Origin of the sequence: Pseudomonas sp. SJZ078 (assembly GCF_007828255.1) — a bacterium.
Classification (GTDB): domain Bacteria; phylum Pseudomonadota; class Gammaproteobacteria; order Pseudomonadales; family Pseudomonadaceae; genus Aquipseudomonas.
The window spans coordinates 37,483-52,890 of sequence record NZ_VIUG01000025.1 but is presented as its reverse complement, the minus strand read 5'-3'; the positions used below and the strand labels follow the sequence as shown (position 1 = coordinate 52,890).

The following is a 15,408-nucleotide window of genomic DNA, read 5'->3' as shown; positions in this document are numbered from 1 at the left end:
TCCAGCGAACTGGTCTCAAAAATGGTGGGTCGTGTGGGATTCGAACCTACGACCAATTGGTTAAAAGCCAACTGCTCTACCAACTGAGCTAACGACCCAAATATGGTCGGGGTAAGGGGATTCGAACTCCTGACATCCTGCTCCCAAAGCAGGCGCGCTACCGGACTGCGCTATACCCCGATTGAAATGGCTCCGTGACCAGGACTCGAACCTGGGACCCAATGATTAACAGTCATTTGCTCTACCGACTGAGCTATCACGGAACTGATATTTCAAGTTGCAACCTTGAAGCTTGATTGAAGCCAGCTTCAACCTCTTCTACCCGTCAGCATCGCTGCGTTCGTGTGTCTGAGGCGCGCTATTCTACAATCTTAAAAACCTCTGTCAACCCCTTAAATTGCTTTCAAGACAATGATTTGCAACTTATTTTGGATTCCTTCTCAGGGAGAAGTGACCCTTGGGGGTGACTGACTGCGGGGCGCACTTTACAAGCCTTTTCCTTTGAGTTCAACGGCCTGATGAAAAAAATGGCCTCGCAATGCGAGGCCATTCGGTCAACGACGATGCAGCCTGTCAGTTGAAAACGATTTCGTCGTTCTCCACCGTTCCGGTTACGGTTTCACCCGGCATGAAGCGACCAGACAGGATCAACTGCGCCAACGGGTTTTCGATCCAGCGCTGGATCGCCCGTTTCAACGGCCGCGCCCCATAGACCGGGTCGTAACCCACGGCAATCAACTTATCCAGGGCCTCGTCGCTCAGTTGCAACTTCAACTCGCGCTCGGTAAGGCGGCTGCGCAGGCGCCCCAGCTGGATCTCGGTGATGCCGGCAATCTGATCGCGGGCCAGGGGCTCGAAGATCACCACTTCGTCGACCCGGTTGATGAACTCGGGCCGGAAATGGGTAGAGATCGCGTCCATCACCGCAGCCCGTTGCGCCTCGCGATCCCCCACCAGTTCCTGGATCTGCGCCGACCCCAGGTTAGAGGTCATCACGATCACGGTGTTGCGGAAATCCACCGTGCGCCCATGGCTGTCGGTCAGACGTCCATCTTCCAGCACCTGCAGCAGGATGTTGAACACATCCGGATGGGCCTTCTCGACCTCATCGAGCAGGATCACCGAGTATGGCTTGCGGCGCACGGCTTCGGTCAGGTAACCGCCCTCTTCATAGCCGACATAACCTGGCGGTGCGCCGATCAGCCGAGCCACGGAGTGCTTCTCCATGAACTCGGACATGTCGATGCGCACCATCGCCTCCTCGGTGTCGAAGAGGAACTCGGCCAGCGCCTTGCACAGCTCGGTTTTACCGACACCGGTCGGGCCGAGGAACATGAACGAACCACTCGGCCGGTTCGGGTCCGACAACCCGGCACGGGACCGACGCACCGCATTGGCGACCGCCACGACCGCTTCTTCCTGGCCGATCACACGCTGATGCAGCAGGCTTTCCATCTTCAGCAACTTGTCGCGTTCGCCTTCGAGCATCTTCGACACCGGAATACCGGTCCACTTGGAGACCACTTCAGCGATTTCTTCCTCAGTGACCTTGCTGCGCAGCAACTGGTTTTCACTCTTGCCGTGCTGGTCGACCATCTGCAGGCTGCGCTCCAGGTCCGGGATCACCCCATACTGCAGCTCGGCCATGCGGTTGAGGTCGCCCTTGCGCCGGGCCGCTTCCAGTTCCTGGCGAGACTGTTCGATCTTTTGCTGGATCTGCGCCGAACCCTGGACTTCGGCCTTTTCCGAATTCCAGATTTCCTCGAGATCGGAATACTCGCGCTCGTGACGAACGATTTCTTCCTGCAATTTCTCCAAGCGCTTCTTCGCCGCTTCGTCGCTTTCCTTCTTCAGGGCCTGGGATTCGACCTTGAGCTGGATCAGGCGCCGCTCCAGGCGATCCAGCACTTCCGGCTTGGAGTCGATTTCCATGCGGATGCGGCTGGCCGCCTCGTCGATCAGGTCGATGGCCTTGTCCGGCAACTGACGATCGGTGATATAGCGGTGGCTGAGCTTGGCTGCCGCGATGATCGCGCCGTCAGTGATCGCCACTTTGTGGTGGACTTCATAGCGTTCCTTGAGGCCACGCAGGATGGCGATGGTGTCCTCCTCGCTCGGCTCGTCGACCAGCACTTTCTGGAAGCGCCGCTCGAGGGCCGCGTCCTTTTCTATGTACTGGCGGTACTCGTTGAGCGTAGTCGCGCCGACGCAATGCAACTCGCCACGGGCCAGCGCGGGCTTGAGCATGTTGCCGGCGTCCATCGAGCCTTCGCCCTTGCCGGCACCGACCATGGTGTGCAATTCGTCGATGAACAGAATGATCTGCCCTTCCTGCTTCGACAGCTCATTGAGCAGAGCCTTGAGCCGCTCTTCGAATTCGCCTCGATACTTGGCACCGGCGATCAGCGCCCCCATGTCCAGAGACAACAAGCGCTTGCCCTTGAGGCCGTCCGGCACTTCACCGTTGATGATCCGTTGGGCTAGGCCCTCGGCGATGGCGGTCTTGCCCACGCCAGGCTCACCGATCAAAACCGGGTTGTTCTTGGTGCGACGTTGCAGCACCTGGATCGTGCGACGGATCTCGTCGTCGCGGCCAATCACCGGGTCGAGCTTGCCTTCCTCGGCACGCTTGGTCAGGTCAACGGTGTATTTGTCCAGCGCCTGACGGGATTCTTCGTGGTTGGCATCGTTGACGGCCTCGCCACCACGCAGGTTATTGATGGCATTCTCCAGGGCTTTTTTGCTCACGCCCTGGCCGAGCAGCAGCTTGCCCAGTTTGCTGTTCTCGTCCATGGCGGCGAGCAGCACCAGTTCGCTGGAAATGAACTGGTCGCCCTTCTGCTGGGCCAGGCGGTCGGCCTGGTTAAGCAGCCGCGCCAGATCCTGGGACATGTTCACGTCGCCAGTCGGGTTCTGGATCTTGGGCAACTGGTCGAGTTCTTTCGTCAGCTCTTTTCGCAAGCTGTTGACGTCGAAGCCCACCTGCATCAGCAGAGGCTTGATGGAGCCGCCCTGCTGTTCGAGCATGGCCTGCATCAGATGCGCCGGTTCGATACCCGGATGATCCAGGCCGACGGCCAGGGACTGGGCGTCGGACAGCGCCAATTGCAATTTGCTGGTTAAACGGTCAATACGCATAAGGTCACCTTCCTTTTGAGCAGGCCGGACCGAAAAACATCCTGAATGAAGAAACCTGCCAGATACCGTTATAGATGTGGACGATTCTGGAAGATTCAAGCAGTGCGCTATTGATGCAGATCAGACAAGTCTAGCGTTCGATCCAGACCAGGGAGGCGAAGCGACCGGTGCGCGGGCTGCGACGGTAGGAAAAGAAGCGAGGATCGGTCACGGTGCACAGCCCGCCGCCATAGACCGCCGAGACACCCCGCGCGGCCAGCCGCAGGCGCGCCAGCGCATAGATGTCGGCCAGGAACTTGCCGGCGTTGTGGCTCGGCACAAAGGCTTGTACCGCCTGGGGCAGGTGCGCGATGAATGCTTCACGCACTTCCGGCCCGACTTCGAAGGCCTGTGGGCCGATGGCCGGGCCGAGCCAGGCGAGAATCTCATCCGCGGGCGTTGCGAGGCTGTCGAGGGTGGCTTCCAGCACGCCGTTCGCCAGCCCGCGCCAGCCGGCATGGGCGGCCGCGACACGAGTACCGGCGCGATTACAGAACAGCACGGGCAGGCAGTCTGCCGTCATCGCCGTGCAGGCGATACCCGGCGTGGCGGTCCAGCTGGCATCGGCGGTCGCTACCTGGGTCGGGTCGGCCTCGACCACGGCAATCCCATGGACCTGCCGCAGCCAGGCCGGACGGATGGCGAATCGATCGGTGAGACGACGCCGATTTTCGGTGACGGCCCCTGGGTCGTCATCGACATGGTCGCCGAGGTTGAGGCTGTCGAACGGCTCCACGCTGACGCCGCCCGCACGGGTGGTGACGCAGGCCTTGACCCGGGCCGGCGCGGGCCAGTCGGGTATCAGCCAGTCACTCATCCGACGAACGCCTCGCGGTCCTGCTTGAGCAATGTCAGCAGCCAGACGAAGTCATCCGGCAACGGCGACTCCCAGCTCATGCGCTTACCGGTGGTCGGATGATCCAGTTCCAGGAAACGCGCATGCAGCGCCTGACGCGGGAAGTGTTTCAGGGATTCGACCATGGTCACGCTGGCGGCCGGCGGAATGCGGAAGCGACCGCCGTAGGCCGGATCGCCCACCAACGGGAAGTTGATGTGGGCCATGTGCACGCGGATCTGGTGGGTACGACCGGTTTCCAACTTGACCCGCACATGGGTATGGGAGCGGAAGCGTTCAAGCACGCGGTAGTGACTGACCGCAGGCTTACCGCCTTCCATCACCGCCATGCGCTGGCGTTGCTGACCGTGACGACCGATGGGCGCGTTGATCTTGCCGCCAGCGGTCACTACGCCGATCACGATGCATTCATAGATGCGGCTGACACTGCGGCTTTGCAGTTGTGCGACCAACTGGGTCTGCGCCTGGATGGTCTTGGCCACCACCATCAGACCGGTGGTGTCCTTGTCGAGACGGTGCACGATACCGGCCCGGGGCACATTGACGATATCCGGCACGTGGTGCAGCAGGGCATTGAGCAGGGTGCCGTCGGCGTGGCCGGCGGCTGGATGCACCACCAGGCCCGCCGGCTTGTTGATCACCAGAATGTCGTCATCTTCATAGACGATGTCCAGGGCAATGTCCTGGGCAACCCATTCGCCCTGGGCCTCCTGTTCGGCGGTCAGCTCGAGGATGGCACCGCCATGGACGATGTCGCGCGGACGGATGACCGCCCCATCCACCGTCAGGCGGCCGTCCTTGATCCAGGCGGAAAGGCGCGAGCGCGAATGCTCGGTGAAGAGTTGGGCGGCGACTTGATCGAGGCGTTGGCCGCCCAAATCGGACGGCACCTCTGCGCGAAGTTCTATTTTATCGGACATGCTCGGACTGGGCGTCGGCACAGCCTTTGGTTTCGGCTGCGCGCTTGTGGTTAAATACGGCGTCTTTTGCCCCGAGGCTTTCAACGGGGCGCTCATCATAACAGGACGGCCCCGCCCAAGACAGCGGCCGTCATAGGGACGCAAGCCGCCATGCAAGTGAAACACCTGCTGCTGATCGCCATCCTCGCATTGACTGCTGCTTGCTCGTCGAAGGAAGTCGTAGACGAAAACCTGAGCGAAGTCGAACTGTACCAACAGGCGCAGAAGGACTTGGACAACAACAGCTACACCAGCGCCACTGCCAAACTCAAGGCCCTGGAGTCGCGGTACCCGTTCGGTCGCTACGCCGATCAGGCCCAGCTGGAGCTGATCTACGCCAACTACAAGAACGCCGAGCCGGAAGCGGCGAAATCCGCTGCCGAACGCTTCATTCGCCTGCATCCACAGCATCCGAACGTCGATTACGCCTACTACCTCAAGGGCCTGACCTCCTTCGACCAGGACGTTGGCCTGCTGGCGCGCTTCCTGCCGCTGGACATGACCAAGCGTGACCCGGGCGCCGCGCGCGACTCCTACAACGAGTTCGCCCAGCTGACCAGCCGCTTCCCCAACAGCCGCTACTCGCCGGACGCCAAGCAGCGCATGATCTACCTGCGCAACCTGCTGGCCTCCTACGAAATCCACGTGGCCGACTATTACCTGACCCGCCAGGCCTACGTCGCCGCCGCCAACCGTGGCCGCTACGTGGTGGAAAACTTCCAGGAAACCCCTTCGGTGGGTGACGGCCTGGCGGTGATGACCGAGGCGTACCAACGCCTGCACCTGGACGAACTGGCGGCCAGCAGCCTGGAAACCCTGAAACTGAACTACCCGGACCACCCTACCCTGGTCGACGGCCAGTTCACCCCACGCGTGGCAGAAGCCGACAACCGTTCATGGCTGAGCAAGGCGACCCTGGGCCTGATCGAGTCCCGTCCACCGCTGCCGCCGGGTGAAACGCGCGCCAACCAGGACGTACAGCGTCAGTTCCAGGATACCAAGGAAGCCATTCCGAACGAGCTCAAGCCCAAGGATGAGAATGGCGATGTGATCGAAGAGCCGGAGTCCGAGAGCTCCAGCGACCGATCCTGGTTCAGCTACATGACCTTCGGCCTGTTCGACTGAGTACAGGGCCTCAAAAGAAAGGGAGACCCGACGGTCTCCCTTTTTCATGCCTGGATCCTATTGAACTGTGCGCCGCTCCAGTCCTTGGCTAAACTGGCTCATCTCTCGCCAGAAAGCCGCCCATCATGCTTCGTCTAATAATCTTGTTCGCTGTAGTTGCCTCCGCCATATGGATCTTTCGCAACGTGAAGCCCAAGGCGTCCGCGGCAAAGTCCTCCCGGGAACAGGATGCGCCGCCCATGGTGCGTTGCGCCCATTGTGGCGTGCACCTGCCGCGTGACCGGGCACTTCCCCTCCAACAACAGTGGTACTGCAGCCAGGCTCATCTCGAGCAAGGCCCGGGCCCTCGTGACCACTGAGACTTCAAGCCCCCGCGTCAGACAGACGCAGCGCCTGCTGCGTCTCTATCACCTGTACCGCTTGAGCATCGGCATCACCCTGGTGCTGCTGATTTCCAGCAACATGGACAATCGCCTGCTGGCCTTCGCCAACAACGACCTGCTGCGCAGTGGCAGCTGGTTGTACCTGGTATTGAACATCCTGCTGGTGGTGTTCCTGGAAAACACCCGCCGCCCGGCCCGGCTGTTCGGCCTGGCGCTCACCGATGTGCTGCTGCTGTCGTGGCTGTTCTTCGTCGCTGGGGGAGCCCCCAGTGCCATCGGCAACCTGCTCATCGTCTCGGTGGCCATCGGCAATACGCTGTTGCGCGGCCGGATCGGCCTGTTGATCGCCGCCGTCGCCACGATCGGCATCGTCGGCTCGAGTTTCTTCCTTGGCCTGAACGACTCGAACCTTCCCGGCAGCTATTTGCAGGCCGGTACCCTGGGCGCCCTGTGCTTTGCCGCCGCGCTGCTGGTGCAGGGGCTGACCCGACGACTGGAAGCCAGCGAAACCCTGGCCGAACGGCGGGCCAGCGAGGTGACCAGCCTGGAAACCCTCAATGCTCTGATCCTGCAACGCATGCGCACCGGCATCCTGGTGCTCGATCGTCAACGCCGGGTGCAACTGGCCAATGAAAGCGCCTTGAACCTGTTGGGCATGCACGACCTGGTCGGCCAGCCAATCGAAGACTACTCCACCGCCCTCGTCGACAGCCTGAAAGTATGGCTGAACAACCCCAGCCTGCGTCCACCTGGCCTGACCATTGCCGGTACGGGTCTGACCCTGCAACCGAGCTTCATCGCCCTTGGGCACAACGAACAGCATCAGACCCTGGTGTTCCTCGAAGACCTGGCCCAGGTGGCCCAACATGCCCAACAACTGAAACTCGCCTCGCTGGGACGCCTCACTGCCGGCATCGCCCATGAAATCCGCAACCCCCTGGGGGCAATCAGCCATGCGGCGCAATTACTGCGCGAGTCCGAGGAACTGAACAACGCCGACCGGCGTCTGACGCAGATTATTCAAGACCACTCCCAACGAATGAATCGCGTTATTGAAAACGTCCTGCAACTGTCCCGGCGCCAGCAAACCTCGCCTCAACGCCTGGATCTGCGGGCCTGGCTCGAGCAGTTCGCCCGACAGGCCCGCGAAAGCATGGCCGCGCACCAGCAATTGCATGTGAACATAGCCCCGGGCGACTACGCCACGCTCATGGACCCCGATCAATTGACCCAGGTGCTCGACAACCTGCTGCGCAATGCCTGGCGCCACAGTGCCCAGGCCCATGAACAGGCCGAGGCCTGGCTGGAACTGTTCGTCGATCCTTACAGCCGCTTGCCCACGCTGGACATCATCGACAACGGCGCCGGCGTGACACCGGATCAGCAGGCGCACCTGTTCGAACCATTCTTCACCACCAGCAACCAGGGCACCGGCCTTGGGCTCTATCTGTCCCGTGAGCTGTGCGAAAGCAACCAGGCCCGCCTAGACTTCAAACCACGCCAAGGCGGCGGCTGCTTTCGCATCACCTTTGCTCACGGACGGAAACAGATTTGAATACACGCTCACGGCAACGGATCCTGATCGTCGATGACGAACCAGACATTCGCGAACTCCTGGACATCACCCTGGGCAGGATGAAACTCGACACCCGCAGCGCCAGGAATCTTGCCGAGGCCCAGTCCCTACTGGCGGACGAAGCCTTCGACCTGTGCCTGACCGACATGCGCCTGCCCGACGGTACCGGCCTGGAACTGGTGCAACACATCCAGCAACGCTTCCCGCAACTGCCCGTAGCGATGATCACGGCCTATGGCAGCCTGGAAACCGCCATCGACGCCCTCAAGGCCGGGGCTTTTGACTTCCTGACCAAGCCGGTCGACCTGGGGCGACTGCGGGAACTGGTGACCAGCGCCCTGCGCTTGCAGACTGCCACCGTCCCGGCCACCATCGACCGCTGCCTGTTGGGCGACTCCCCGCCGATGCGCAGCGTGCGCAAACAGATCGAAAAACTGGCCCGCAGCCAGGCACCGGTGTACATCAGCGGGGAGTCCGGCTGTGGCAAGGAGCTGGTGGCACGGCTGATCCACGAACAAGGGCCCCGCTCCAGCCGGAGTTTTGTGCCGGTCAACTGCGGGGCGATTCCGACAGAACTGATGGAAAGCGAGTTTTTCGGCCATCGAAAAGGCAGCTTCAGCGGCGCCATCGAGGACAAGCCCGGCCTGTTCCAGGCCGCCAATGGTGGCACTCTGTTCCTCGATGAAGTGGCCGACCTGCCCCTGGCAATGCAGGTCAAACTGCTGCGGGCGATCCAGGAAAAAGCCGTGCGTGCCGTTGGCGGCCAGCAGGAGGAAGTGGTGGATGTCCGCATCCTCTGCGCCACCCATAAGGACCTGGACGCCGAAGTCGCCGCCGGACGCTTTCGCCAGGACCTGTACTATCGACTGAACGTCATCGAACTGCGCGTACCGCCCCTGCGCGAACGCCGCGAAGACATCGAACCGCTGGCCAACCACATGCTCCAGCGCCTGGCGGCCACCACCGGCAACCCTGCCGCCAGGCTCCACCCCCAAGCCCTCGAGGCCCTTCGAAACTACCGTTTCCCCGGCAACGTGCGCGAGCTGGAAAACATGCTCGAACGGGCCTACACCCTCTGCGAACACCAACAGATCGAAGCCGACGACCTGCGCCTGGCCGAAGGCAATGGAATCACCGACACCACCAACCCCGATTTGATGCGGGTCGACAACCTGGAAGACTATCTGGAAGACGTCGAACGCAAAGTCATCCTCCAGGCCCTGGAGGAAACCCGCTGGAACCGCACGGCGGCGGCACAGCGATTGAAACTGTCGTTTCGGTCGATGCGCTATCGGTTGAAGAAATTGGGGTTGGATTGATCAACCAAGAGCCATGCCGCCCCTGTGGCGAGGGGATTTATCCCCGCAGGGCTGCGAAGCGGCCCCAAGACAGTCAACACCATCTGCCTGACACACCGAGGTGTAAGGATTTAGGGCTGCTTCGCAACCCAGCGGGGATAAATCCCCTCGCCACAGATCTTGTGTTGCCTTGCAGCTCCACTGAGCTGCAACATCTCCTCTAATCCACTGCCACCGGCCCCCACTCATCCAACACTCGATTAGCCAGCAATTCGCTCAGTTCGATCAGCTGCTGCACACCCAGGGCAACATGCCGGCGCGAACCATCAAGCTCGAAAGCCAGGTCGCTGAGCGTCGCGTTGGCGGATGCCAGGGTTTCGCTTAGGTTGGAGATTGAGAATGCTCAGCCACCGCAAAACCCTGTGAGAGCGAGCCTGCTCGCGATGGCGGTGGAACGGTGTAGACCTTCAAGAGCCGTGTCGAACTATAAGCCGCGCCGCGGCTTTTGATCTTCCGCCCCTTCGGCAGGCTGAGTGGAGGCGTTCATCAGGGGGATGGCGCGCAGCGCCGTTCGACGCAGTCGAACCCATCGAGTGGAGGTCAAGCGCAGCGGACCGGAGCCGATGCCCCCCTGATGAATGCCGGAGCGAAGGAACCCCGAGCCTTGGCGAGGGGCCGGACGCTGGGGCGGAGCGTTCTTTGCCTATTTTCTTTCTGGGCCGGCATTCCGGGCGTTTGAAAGAAAGTAGGTCGCCGTCAGGGCGAAACCATAGGTGGCCGTTACCGAAGTAATGGATATACACCCGGCCAACAAAATCCCGGACACCGCCATCGCGAGCAGGCTCGCTCCCACAATGGGATCGCAGTACAGCCAAAAGCGCCTACAAGCGCCCGGCAGGCGCATACGGCGCAGGATCAATCACCGGCTCACGCCCCAACATCAAATCCACGAACAACTGACACGAAGCCGGCGCCAACACCAACCCATTGCGATAATGCCCACAGTTCAACCAAAGCCCCGCAAACCCCGGCACCTCGCCGATGTAAGGAATACCCGCCGGCGACCCAGGCCGCAGTCCGGCCCAGTGCCCGACCACCTCAGCCTCCGCCAGCGCCGGAATCAGTTGCTGCGCGGAAGCCTTCAGGCTCTCCAGCGCCGCATCGGTCGGAGTCTTGTCGAAGCCTTCGCGTTCCAGGGTACTGCCCACCAGGATATGCCCGTCACGCCGCGGAATCGCATAACGACCCTTGGCCAGGACCATGCTCGGCAGGAAATCCGAGGCGCACTTGTACAGGATCATCTGCCCCTTGACCGGCTCGACCGGCAACTTCAGGCCCAGGGTCTTGAGCAACTCCCCGCTCCAGGCCCCAGCAGCCAGCACCACCTGATCGCCATGAATCACCCCGGCCGAACTATCCACTCCCACGACACGCCCGCCGTCGAGAAGGAAGCCACTGACCTCGCATTGTTCATGCAGCGTGACCCCGGGCAGCGTCCCCAACGCAGCCTTGAGGGACTTTACCAACCGGGGATTGCGCACGTTCGCCACGCCAGCCATGTGGATCGCCCGGGAGAACCCGGCGCCCAACACCGGCACCGCATCGTGGACCGCCGAGATATCCACCGGCCGCAACGGTCGCCCTTCGCGCGCGGCCCAGGCCAGCGCTTCGTCCTGATCGTCCAGGTCCAGCCAATACAGCCCAGTGACATACACCTGCGGATCGATACCCGTGGCCGCGAACAAACGTTGGCCCAACTGTGGATAGAAATCCTGCGACCAATGCGCCAGCGCCGTGACCGCCGGGCTGTAGCGCCACGGGTACAACGGCGAAACGATGCCGCCACCGGCCCAGGACGACTCCTGACCGACACTGGATCGCTCCAGCAGCACCACACGTTGCCCTTCGGACGCCAGATTGAACGCTGTCAGCAGGCCAATGACTCCGCCGCCGACAATCACCACTTGCTGTTGCCTGGTCATGTATTGATTCGACTCATAAGACTGAAAGGCGCGACACAGCGCCCGGAAAAGAAGCCTCAGCGACCCCAGCAATCCTTGGTGGTCAGCCCGGAAGCGGCGTTGATCATGCTACGTACACCAGTGTTGTTGATGGTGAAATCACCGCACTTGTCCGTAGCCATGGATGAGCCACTTCTGCGTACCGCGGTCAGGGTAAAGCTCTGGTCCGCCAGCGTCCGGTTGATGGTATAGAAGTCGTTTCCATTGCTCAGCCCGGTCGCGTTGGTATAGACGTTGTTCTTCGAATAGTAACGTTCGAGGATCTGCGCCTGTTCCGACAGCAGCCCCGCAATTTCAGCACGTCGGCCTTTTTTTATGTATTCGGTCAGGCTCGGGTAGCCGACGGTGATCACAATACCGATGATCGCGATCACGATCATGATTTCGATCAAAGTGAAGCCCCGATTGGTTCTGCGCATGTCCTTGCCTCTCACTGTATTTGTCGCCACATGACGCGACGACTGCCGCCAACGGATTTGCTCAGCAGGTCGGTGATACCGCCACCGGAATCGTTCACGACCATGTTGGTGGCTCCGTTGGCACTGACGACGGCACTCAAAGTCGGGATACCGCCGGTGAACACCACCCCGGCGGAGATCGTATCGAAGCTGTTGAGCTTGCCGTCACCGTTGGTGTCGAGCACCGCATAGTTGAGCATCTTACCGCTGAACGCATCCACTTCGATCAGCTTGCCGGTCCCGAAGCTGGCGCAAGGGTCGGTAGTGTCCACGGCGGCCGTGGTAAAGACTACGCGCCCAAGCACCAGGTTGGCCGGGTTGATCACCCGCTCCCCGGTCAGTGCGTTGTTGTACACCAGGGGCAGGTACCAACCCTTTTTCGCCGGGTAAGTCACGTCGGTCTGGCTGGTGGTCACGAACTGCCCCGAGCTGCCGGAGAATACGCCGGTGATCGACTGGGCCTGCAGGCTCGACACCGTGATCTGTCCGCCGCCACCGGTGGCATCCCAGATCGAATAGAACCCCTGCAGGTCCTTGTTGAGCTTGTCCGTTGCCTCGTTGAATTTACCGGTACCGAAAAAGACCTGGACCCCACCCTGGGGGGTGTCCGCCAGCAACGGTTGAACGGTGATGGGCTGGGTCGCCCCGCCGGACGCGGTGAACAAGGGCTGGCCGGCAAACGCCAGGCCCCAGGTGGTCGGCGACGTGCCGCTGAGGTCGAACTTCCACATCCGTCCTTTCAAGTCGCCACCGTAGGCCGCTTGCACCACATTCTGGGAGTTGACCCGCAGCTTGACCGACGACAAGCCATTGTCGGTCTCGCTGCTGTTGATGACGATCTTGCGAATCAGCGAACCGTCTCGGATATCCACCACATACAACGCTGCCACGCCGCTGTTGCTGCCGTAGCCATTGGAGATGAACGCCGCCCAACGGCCGTCCGCCAACCGGGCGACTTCAGGGCGGGCATAGGCATAGCCCAGGTCATTGAAGGTATTGGCCGTGTTGGCAACGGTCGGCGCGCTGATTTCCCATAGTGCCCGAAGCGTATTGCCGGCCGCCGCATCGAACAGTTGCACCGCAAAGAAGGTCCTGCCCCCGGCCCCGGTCCCGCCCACCGCCACGGTTTTCCAGGCACTGCCCGATTGCGTATCGAATACACCGATCTGTCCATCCACCAGGAATTTGTGGCTCACCCCGTTGATGTAATTGGTACTCGCGATGTCATCCAGCCCTGGCAACACGCTCGAAGGCATATAGGCGTAACGCCGTGTGCCGTTGGCAGCGTTGATGACGCTGAAGAAGCCATCGTTGGCATTCACCAAGAGGCTGGTGTTCATGGCCGTCGCCTTGGTCACCAGGTACGTGCTGTAGCTGGTGTCGTTCAGCAGGTCCGCGGCAGTCTGGTCATTGGGCGACGCCAGCACCAGCGGCGAGTTGATGATGTCTCCCAGCAACACGCTGCGCACCTTCAAGCCGGTTTTGTTGGTGCCCTTGCTCCATTCCACCAGATCGTTACCGGTAATCCCTGTGGGCAGGTTCTGGCTCAGAGTGGTTTGCTGAGCCGTTGAAAAATTGCCGTAGGCCAGGGTCACCGGTGCATTGGTCGCGGTGTTCCACGATTGATAAAGCGGCGCCGTGGCGCCGGGGACAATGGCGGTGTCGGTGGTCCATTGCACTGCAGCCCTGTTGACCGTGCCTGCCGAGGTGAAGCCGAACGCCCGAATGGTGCCGCGCCAGTCCTTGGGGTCGTAGGTGGTCTGGTAGAAGCTGGACGTGCTGGACAGCGTCGCACCGTTGGTCGTGCCACCGCCCCCCGACCCGGCCTTGGAGGTGATGTCGCTCAGCGCGGATGTCAGGGCCGAGCTCAAGCCTTCGCTGTCGGTCGCCTGGTAATACTTGCCGGCGCCATAGCGGGCCGCATCGGACAGCATCTGGTTGGTCGCGGTGAAACCGACGGTGTAGGTATTGAGGTACTGCCGGGAGAAATCCGTGGTGTCCCAGCTCTTGCCGGTGACATCGGTGCCGGTGGAGCGCATGTCGATGTCGAAGGCGAACTTGGCGATGTCGTCCAGGTACAGCGTGTCACCTTCGCCGTCACCAGTGGGGTTGTCGCCGTCGTTGGCGCTGATGCCATCCCAGTTGGGTAAGCGAGGGCCGCCCGGCGCGATGGCCTGCGGATCGTTGGTGGGGAACGTCCGGTCAAAGGTGGGGAAGCCGTCGGTGATCACCACGCCAAAGTTTTTCTGACAGCGGTACTGGATCGGGCTGGTATAGGTACTGGGCGTGCCGTTGTAGTATGGCGCCATGCCCCGGAAGTAGCGGGTGACTTCGTAATAGCTCTCGGCCAGCGGTGTATTCGCGACGGCCCCCAGGGCGTTGATGGCGGTGATCAAGGCGCTGTAGTTGGCGTTGGCCTGGGTCTGGGTGACGCTGCCGCTGACGGGCGAAAGGTCGCTGATGGCCCGGGCGATGTAACCGCCTGGGCCTGAGTTGCTGCTGTTGGGTGGATTGAACGTGGCAAGGCCGATGCGCAAGGCGCGGTTATTGGCGACCAGGTCATTGGAAACGTCACGCGCCACGTTTATCCGGTAGTCGGTGGGAATCGTGCCCGTGGTGAAGTCCCGGCTCGAACCGTTGGCCAATGTCACGAGATAGGCCAAGTACCTGGCGGTGTAACGGGTATTACCACCGCCCACGGGATCTGGAAGACGAAGACAGACCCGGCCAATGCTCGAACGATAAAAACCGTACCAGCCAGATGAGCAACCACCGCGCAGTAGGCTCAATAACAGAATGTTCGAGTCGTCCAGGTCCAGTTCATACCTGTCGTTACAATTGCTACTGGAATTGCATGCAAACGTGCGCAATTGCGTCGCCGTCGGATCAAACCCGGCCGCCCAGATGATGTTATTCATACTTCCCGAATCATCGATCAACAACATCACGTTCGGCGTCACCGCAGCCGCACTCAACAACGGCGAATCCGACGGCGTGAAGCCATAGACCGGGGCCGTCAGATAAAGGCTGAGCAGCACTCCCCACAGTGCCTGCTTCCAGCCATGGCGAGCCTCAATATTTCGCATAGATGCTCTCCACCACGCTGCGCTGGTTGTTTCCCACCACCGCCACCGCCGTGATCCGGTACAGCGTCGCCGATGTCCCGTTCGGCACATTGACCGCCGCAAGCGTGGTGCCGATGTTCTGCACGCCATAAAACCCGCCAGCAGCGGCGACCCAGATGACCCCTGACGATGAGTTGCGCCCAGCCCCCGTCAGCGTGGCCGACTCCGCCGGCGGCGCGCATTGAATAGCAGTGGTGCAGACTGCCAGCGCATACGTCTCCACCTGCACGGCGTTCTCGCCCATCCGCAGTGCAGCCTCGGCCATCTGAAACGACTGGTTGCGCAGCATGACGCTGCTGGTCATTTTTTCCTGGAGGGTGGCGCTTTGCATCGACGACAGGCCGATCAGCGTGAGCAGCAGCAGGAAAACCAGGCTGACCAGCAATGCCATGCCGCGCTGACGCTGCCCGAAGGCTCTCGATCTCATCAG

The 15,408-nt window shown here is 61.3% G+C and carries 11 protein-coding genes, 3 tRNA genes and 1 pseudogene; 4 read left to right on the top strand and 11 right to left on the bottom strand.

Annotated elements, in window-relative coordinates; all coding sequences use genetic code 11:
- Positions 1–22 precede the first annotated feature (22 nt).
- The 6 genes from FBY02_RS20155 to rluD all read right to left on the bottom strand — a co-directional run bounded on the left by FBY02_RS20155 (position 23) and on the right by rluD (position 4,953).
- Positions 23–98: transfer RNA gene (locus FBY02_RS20155), tRNA-Lys, on the bottom strand.
- A 5-nt stretch (positions 99–103) separates the two neighbouring features.
- Positions 104–180, bottom strand: a tRNA-Pro gene (locus FBY02_RS20150).
- 7 nt (positions 181–187) lie between these two features.
- Positions 188–263, bottom strand: a tRNA-Asn gene (locus FBY02_RS20145).
- A gap of 310 nt (positions 264–573) precedes the next feature.
- Complete coding sequence (gene clpB, locus FBY02_RS20140; RefSeq protein ID WP_144929958.1) at positions 574–3,138, bottom strand: ATP-dependent chaperone ClpB; 2,565 nt, start codon at positions 3,136–3,138, stop codon at positions 574–576.
- 130 nt (positions 3,139–3,268) lie between these two features.
- Positions 3,269–3,994: a peptidoglycan editing factor PgeF gene (gene pgeF, locus FBY02_RS20135; RefSeq protein WP_144929957.1), complete on the bottom strand. Its 726-nt coding sequence runs from the start codon at positions 3,992–3,994 to the stop codon at positions 3,269–3,271.
- Positions 3,991–4,953: a 23S rRNA pseudouridine(1911/1915/1917) synthase RluD gene (gene rluD, locus FBY02_RS20130; RefSeq protein ID WP_047698321.1), complete on the bottom strand. Its 963-nt coding sequence runs from the start codon at positions 4,951–4,953 to the stop codon at positions 3,991–3,993. Before rluD ends, pgeF begins: the two co-directional genes overlap by 4 nt.
- Before the next feature lie 150 nt (positions 4,954–5,103).
- Between rluD and FBY02_RS20125 the strand changes: the two genes are divergently transcribed.
- The 4 genes from FBY02_RS20125 (at position 5,104) to FBY02_RS20115 (ending at position 9,395) form a co-directional block, all read left to right on the top strand.
- A complete protein-coding gene (locus tag FBY02_RS20125) occupies positions 5,104–6,117 on the top strand; it encodes an outer membrane protein assembly factor BamD (protein ID WP_144929956.1) in 1,014 nt (337 codons plus the stop codon).
- 125 nt (positions 6,118–6,242) lie between these two features.
- On the top strand, positions 6,243–6,476 hold the full coding sequence (locus FBY02_RS28465) for a PP0621 family protein (RefSeq protein ID WP_081993193.1): 234 nt from the start codon (positions 6,243–6,245) through the stop codon (positions 6,474–6,476).
- Positions 6,466–8,055: a nitrogen regulation protein NR(II) gene (locus FBY02_RS20120; RefSeq protein WP_178115384.1), complete on the top strand. Its 1,590-nt coding sequence runs from the start codon at positions 6,466–6,468 to the stop codon at positions 8,053–8,055. Before FBY02_RS28465 ends, FBY02_RS20120 begins: the two co-directional genes overlap by 11 nt.
- The gene (locus FBY02_RS20115; protein WP_144929954.1) at positions 8,052–9,395 is read left to right on the top strand and encodes a sigma-54 dependent transcriptional regulator; all 1,344 of its coding nucleotides are present in this window, start codon (positions 8,052–8,054) and stop codon (positions 9,393–9,395) included. Before FBY02_RS20120 ends, FBY02_RS20115 begins: the two co-directional genes overlap by 4 nt.
- A 199-nt stretch (positions 9,396–9,594) precedes the next feature.
- Here the strand turns inward: FBY02_RS20115 and FBY02_RS28460 are convergent.
- From FBY02_RS28460 to FBY02_RS20085, 5 genes and pseudogenes are all read right to left on the bottom strand, one after another.
- A pseudogene (locus FBY02_RS28460) lies at positions 9,595–9,768 on the bottom strand (DUF6124 family protein); the annotation flags it as partial.
- A gap of 487 nt (positions 9,769–10,255) precedes the next feature.
- Positions 10,256–11,356 (bottom strand): glycine oxidase ThiO, encoded by a 1,101-nt coding sequence (thiO, locus tag FBY02_RS20100; RefSeq protein WP_144929952.1) that lies wholly within the window; start codon positions 11,354–11,356, stop codon positions 10,256–10,258.
- Positions 11,357–11,412: 56 nt separating this feature from the next.
- Positions 11,413–11,814 (bottom strand): type IV pilin protein, encoded by a 402-nt coding sequence (locus FBY02_RS20095; RefSeq protein ID WP_144929951.1) that lies wholly within the window; start codon positions 11,812–11,814, stop codon positions 11,413–11,415.
- An 11-nt stretch (positions 11,815–11,825) separates the two neighbouring features.
- Complete coding sequence (locus tag FBY02_RS20090) at positions 11,826–14,939, bottom strand: pilus assembly protein (RefSeq protein WP_144929950.1); 3,114 nt, start codon at positions 14,937–14,939, stop codon at positions 11,826–11,828.
- Positions 14,926–15,405, bottom strand: a complete 480-nt coding sequence (locus FBY02_RS20085; RefSeq protein ID WP_256662553.1) for a PilX N-terminal domain-containing pilus assembly protein — start codon at positions 15,403–15,405, stop codon at positions 14,926–14,928. Before FBY02_RS20085 ends, FBY02_RS20090 begins: the two co-directional genes overlap by 14 nt.
- Positions 15,406–15,408: the final 3 nt, after the last annotated feature.

What these genes read in the sequence shown, in the direction of transcription:
- pgeF (WP_144929957.1), bottom strand. Translation starts at nt 3,994, where the DNA reads ATGAGTGACTGGCTGATACCCGACTGGCCCGCGCCGGCCCGGGTCAAG.
- FBY02_RS20095 (WP_144929951.1), bottom strand. Translation starts at nt 11,814, where the DNA reads ATGCGCAGAACCAATCGGGGCTTCACTTTGATCGAAATCATGATCGTG.
- FBY02_RS20125 (WP_144929956.1), top strand. Translation starts at nt 5,104, where the DNA reads ATGCAAGTGAAACACCTGCTGCTGATCGCCATCCTCGCATTGACTGCT.
- rluD (WP_047698321.1), bottom strand. Translation starts at nt 4,953, where the DNA reads ATGTCCGATAAAATAGAACTTCGCGCAGAGGTGCCGTCCGATTTGGGC.
- FBY02_RS20085 (WP_256662553.1), bottom strand. Translation starts at nt 15,405, where the DNA reads ATGAGATCGAGAGCCTTCGGGCAGCGTCAGCGCGGCATGGCATTGCTG.
- clpB (WP_144929958.1), bottom strand. Translation starts at nt 3,138, where the DNA reads ATGCGTATTGACCGTTTAACCAGCAAATTGCAATTGGCGCTGTCCGAC.
- thiO (WP_144929952.1), bottom strand. Translation starts at nt 11,356, where the DNA reads ATGACCAGGCAACAGCAAGTGGTGATTGTCGGCGGCGGAGTCATTGGC.
- FBY02_RS28465 (WP_081993193.1), top strand. Translation starts at nt 6,243, where the DNA reads ATGCTTCGTCTAATAATCTTGTTCGCTGTAGTTGCCTCCGCCATATGG.
- FBY02_RS20090 (WP_144929950.1), bottom strand. Translation starts at nt 14,939, where the DNA reads ATGCGAAATATTGAGGCTCGCCATGGCTGGAAGCAGGCACTGTGGGGA.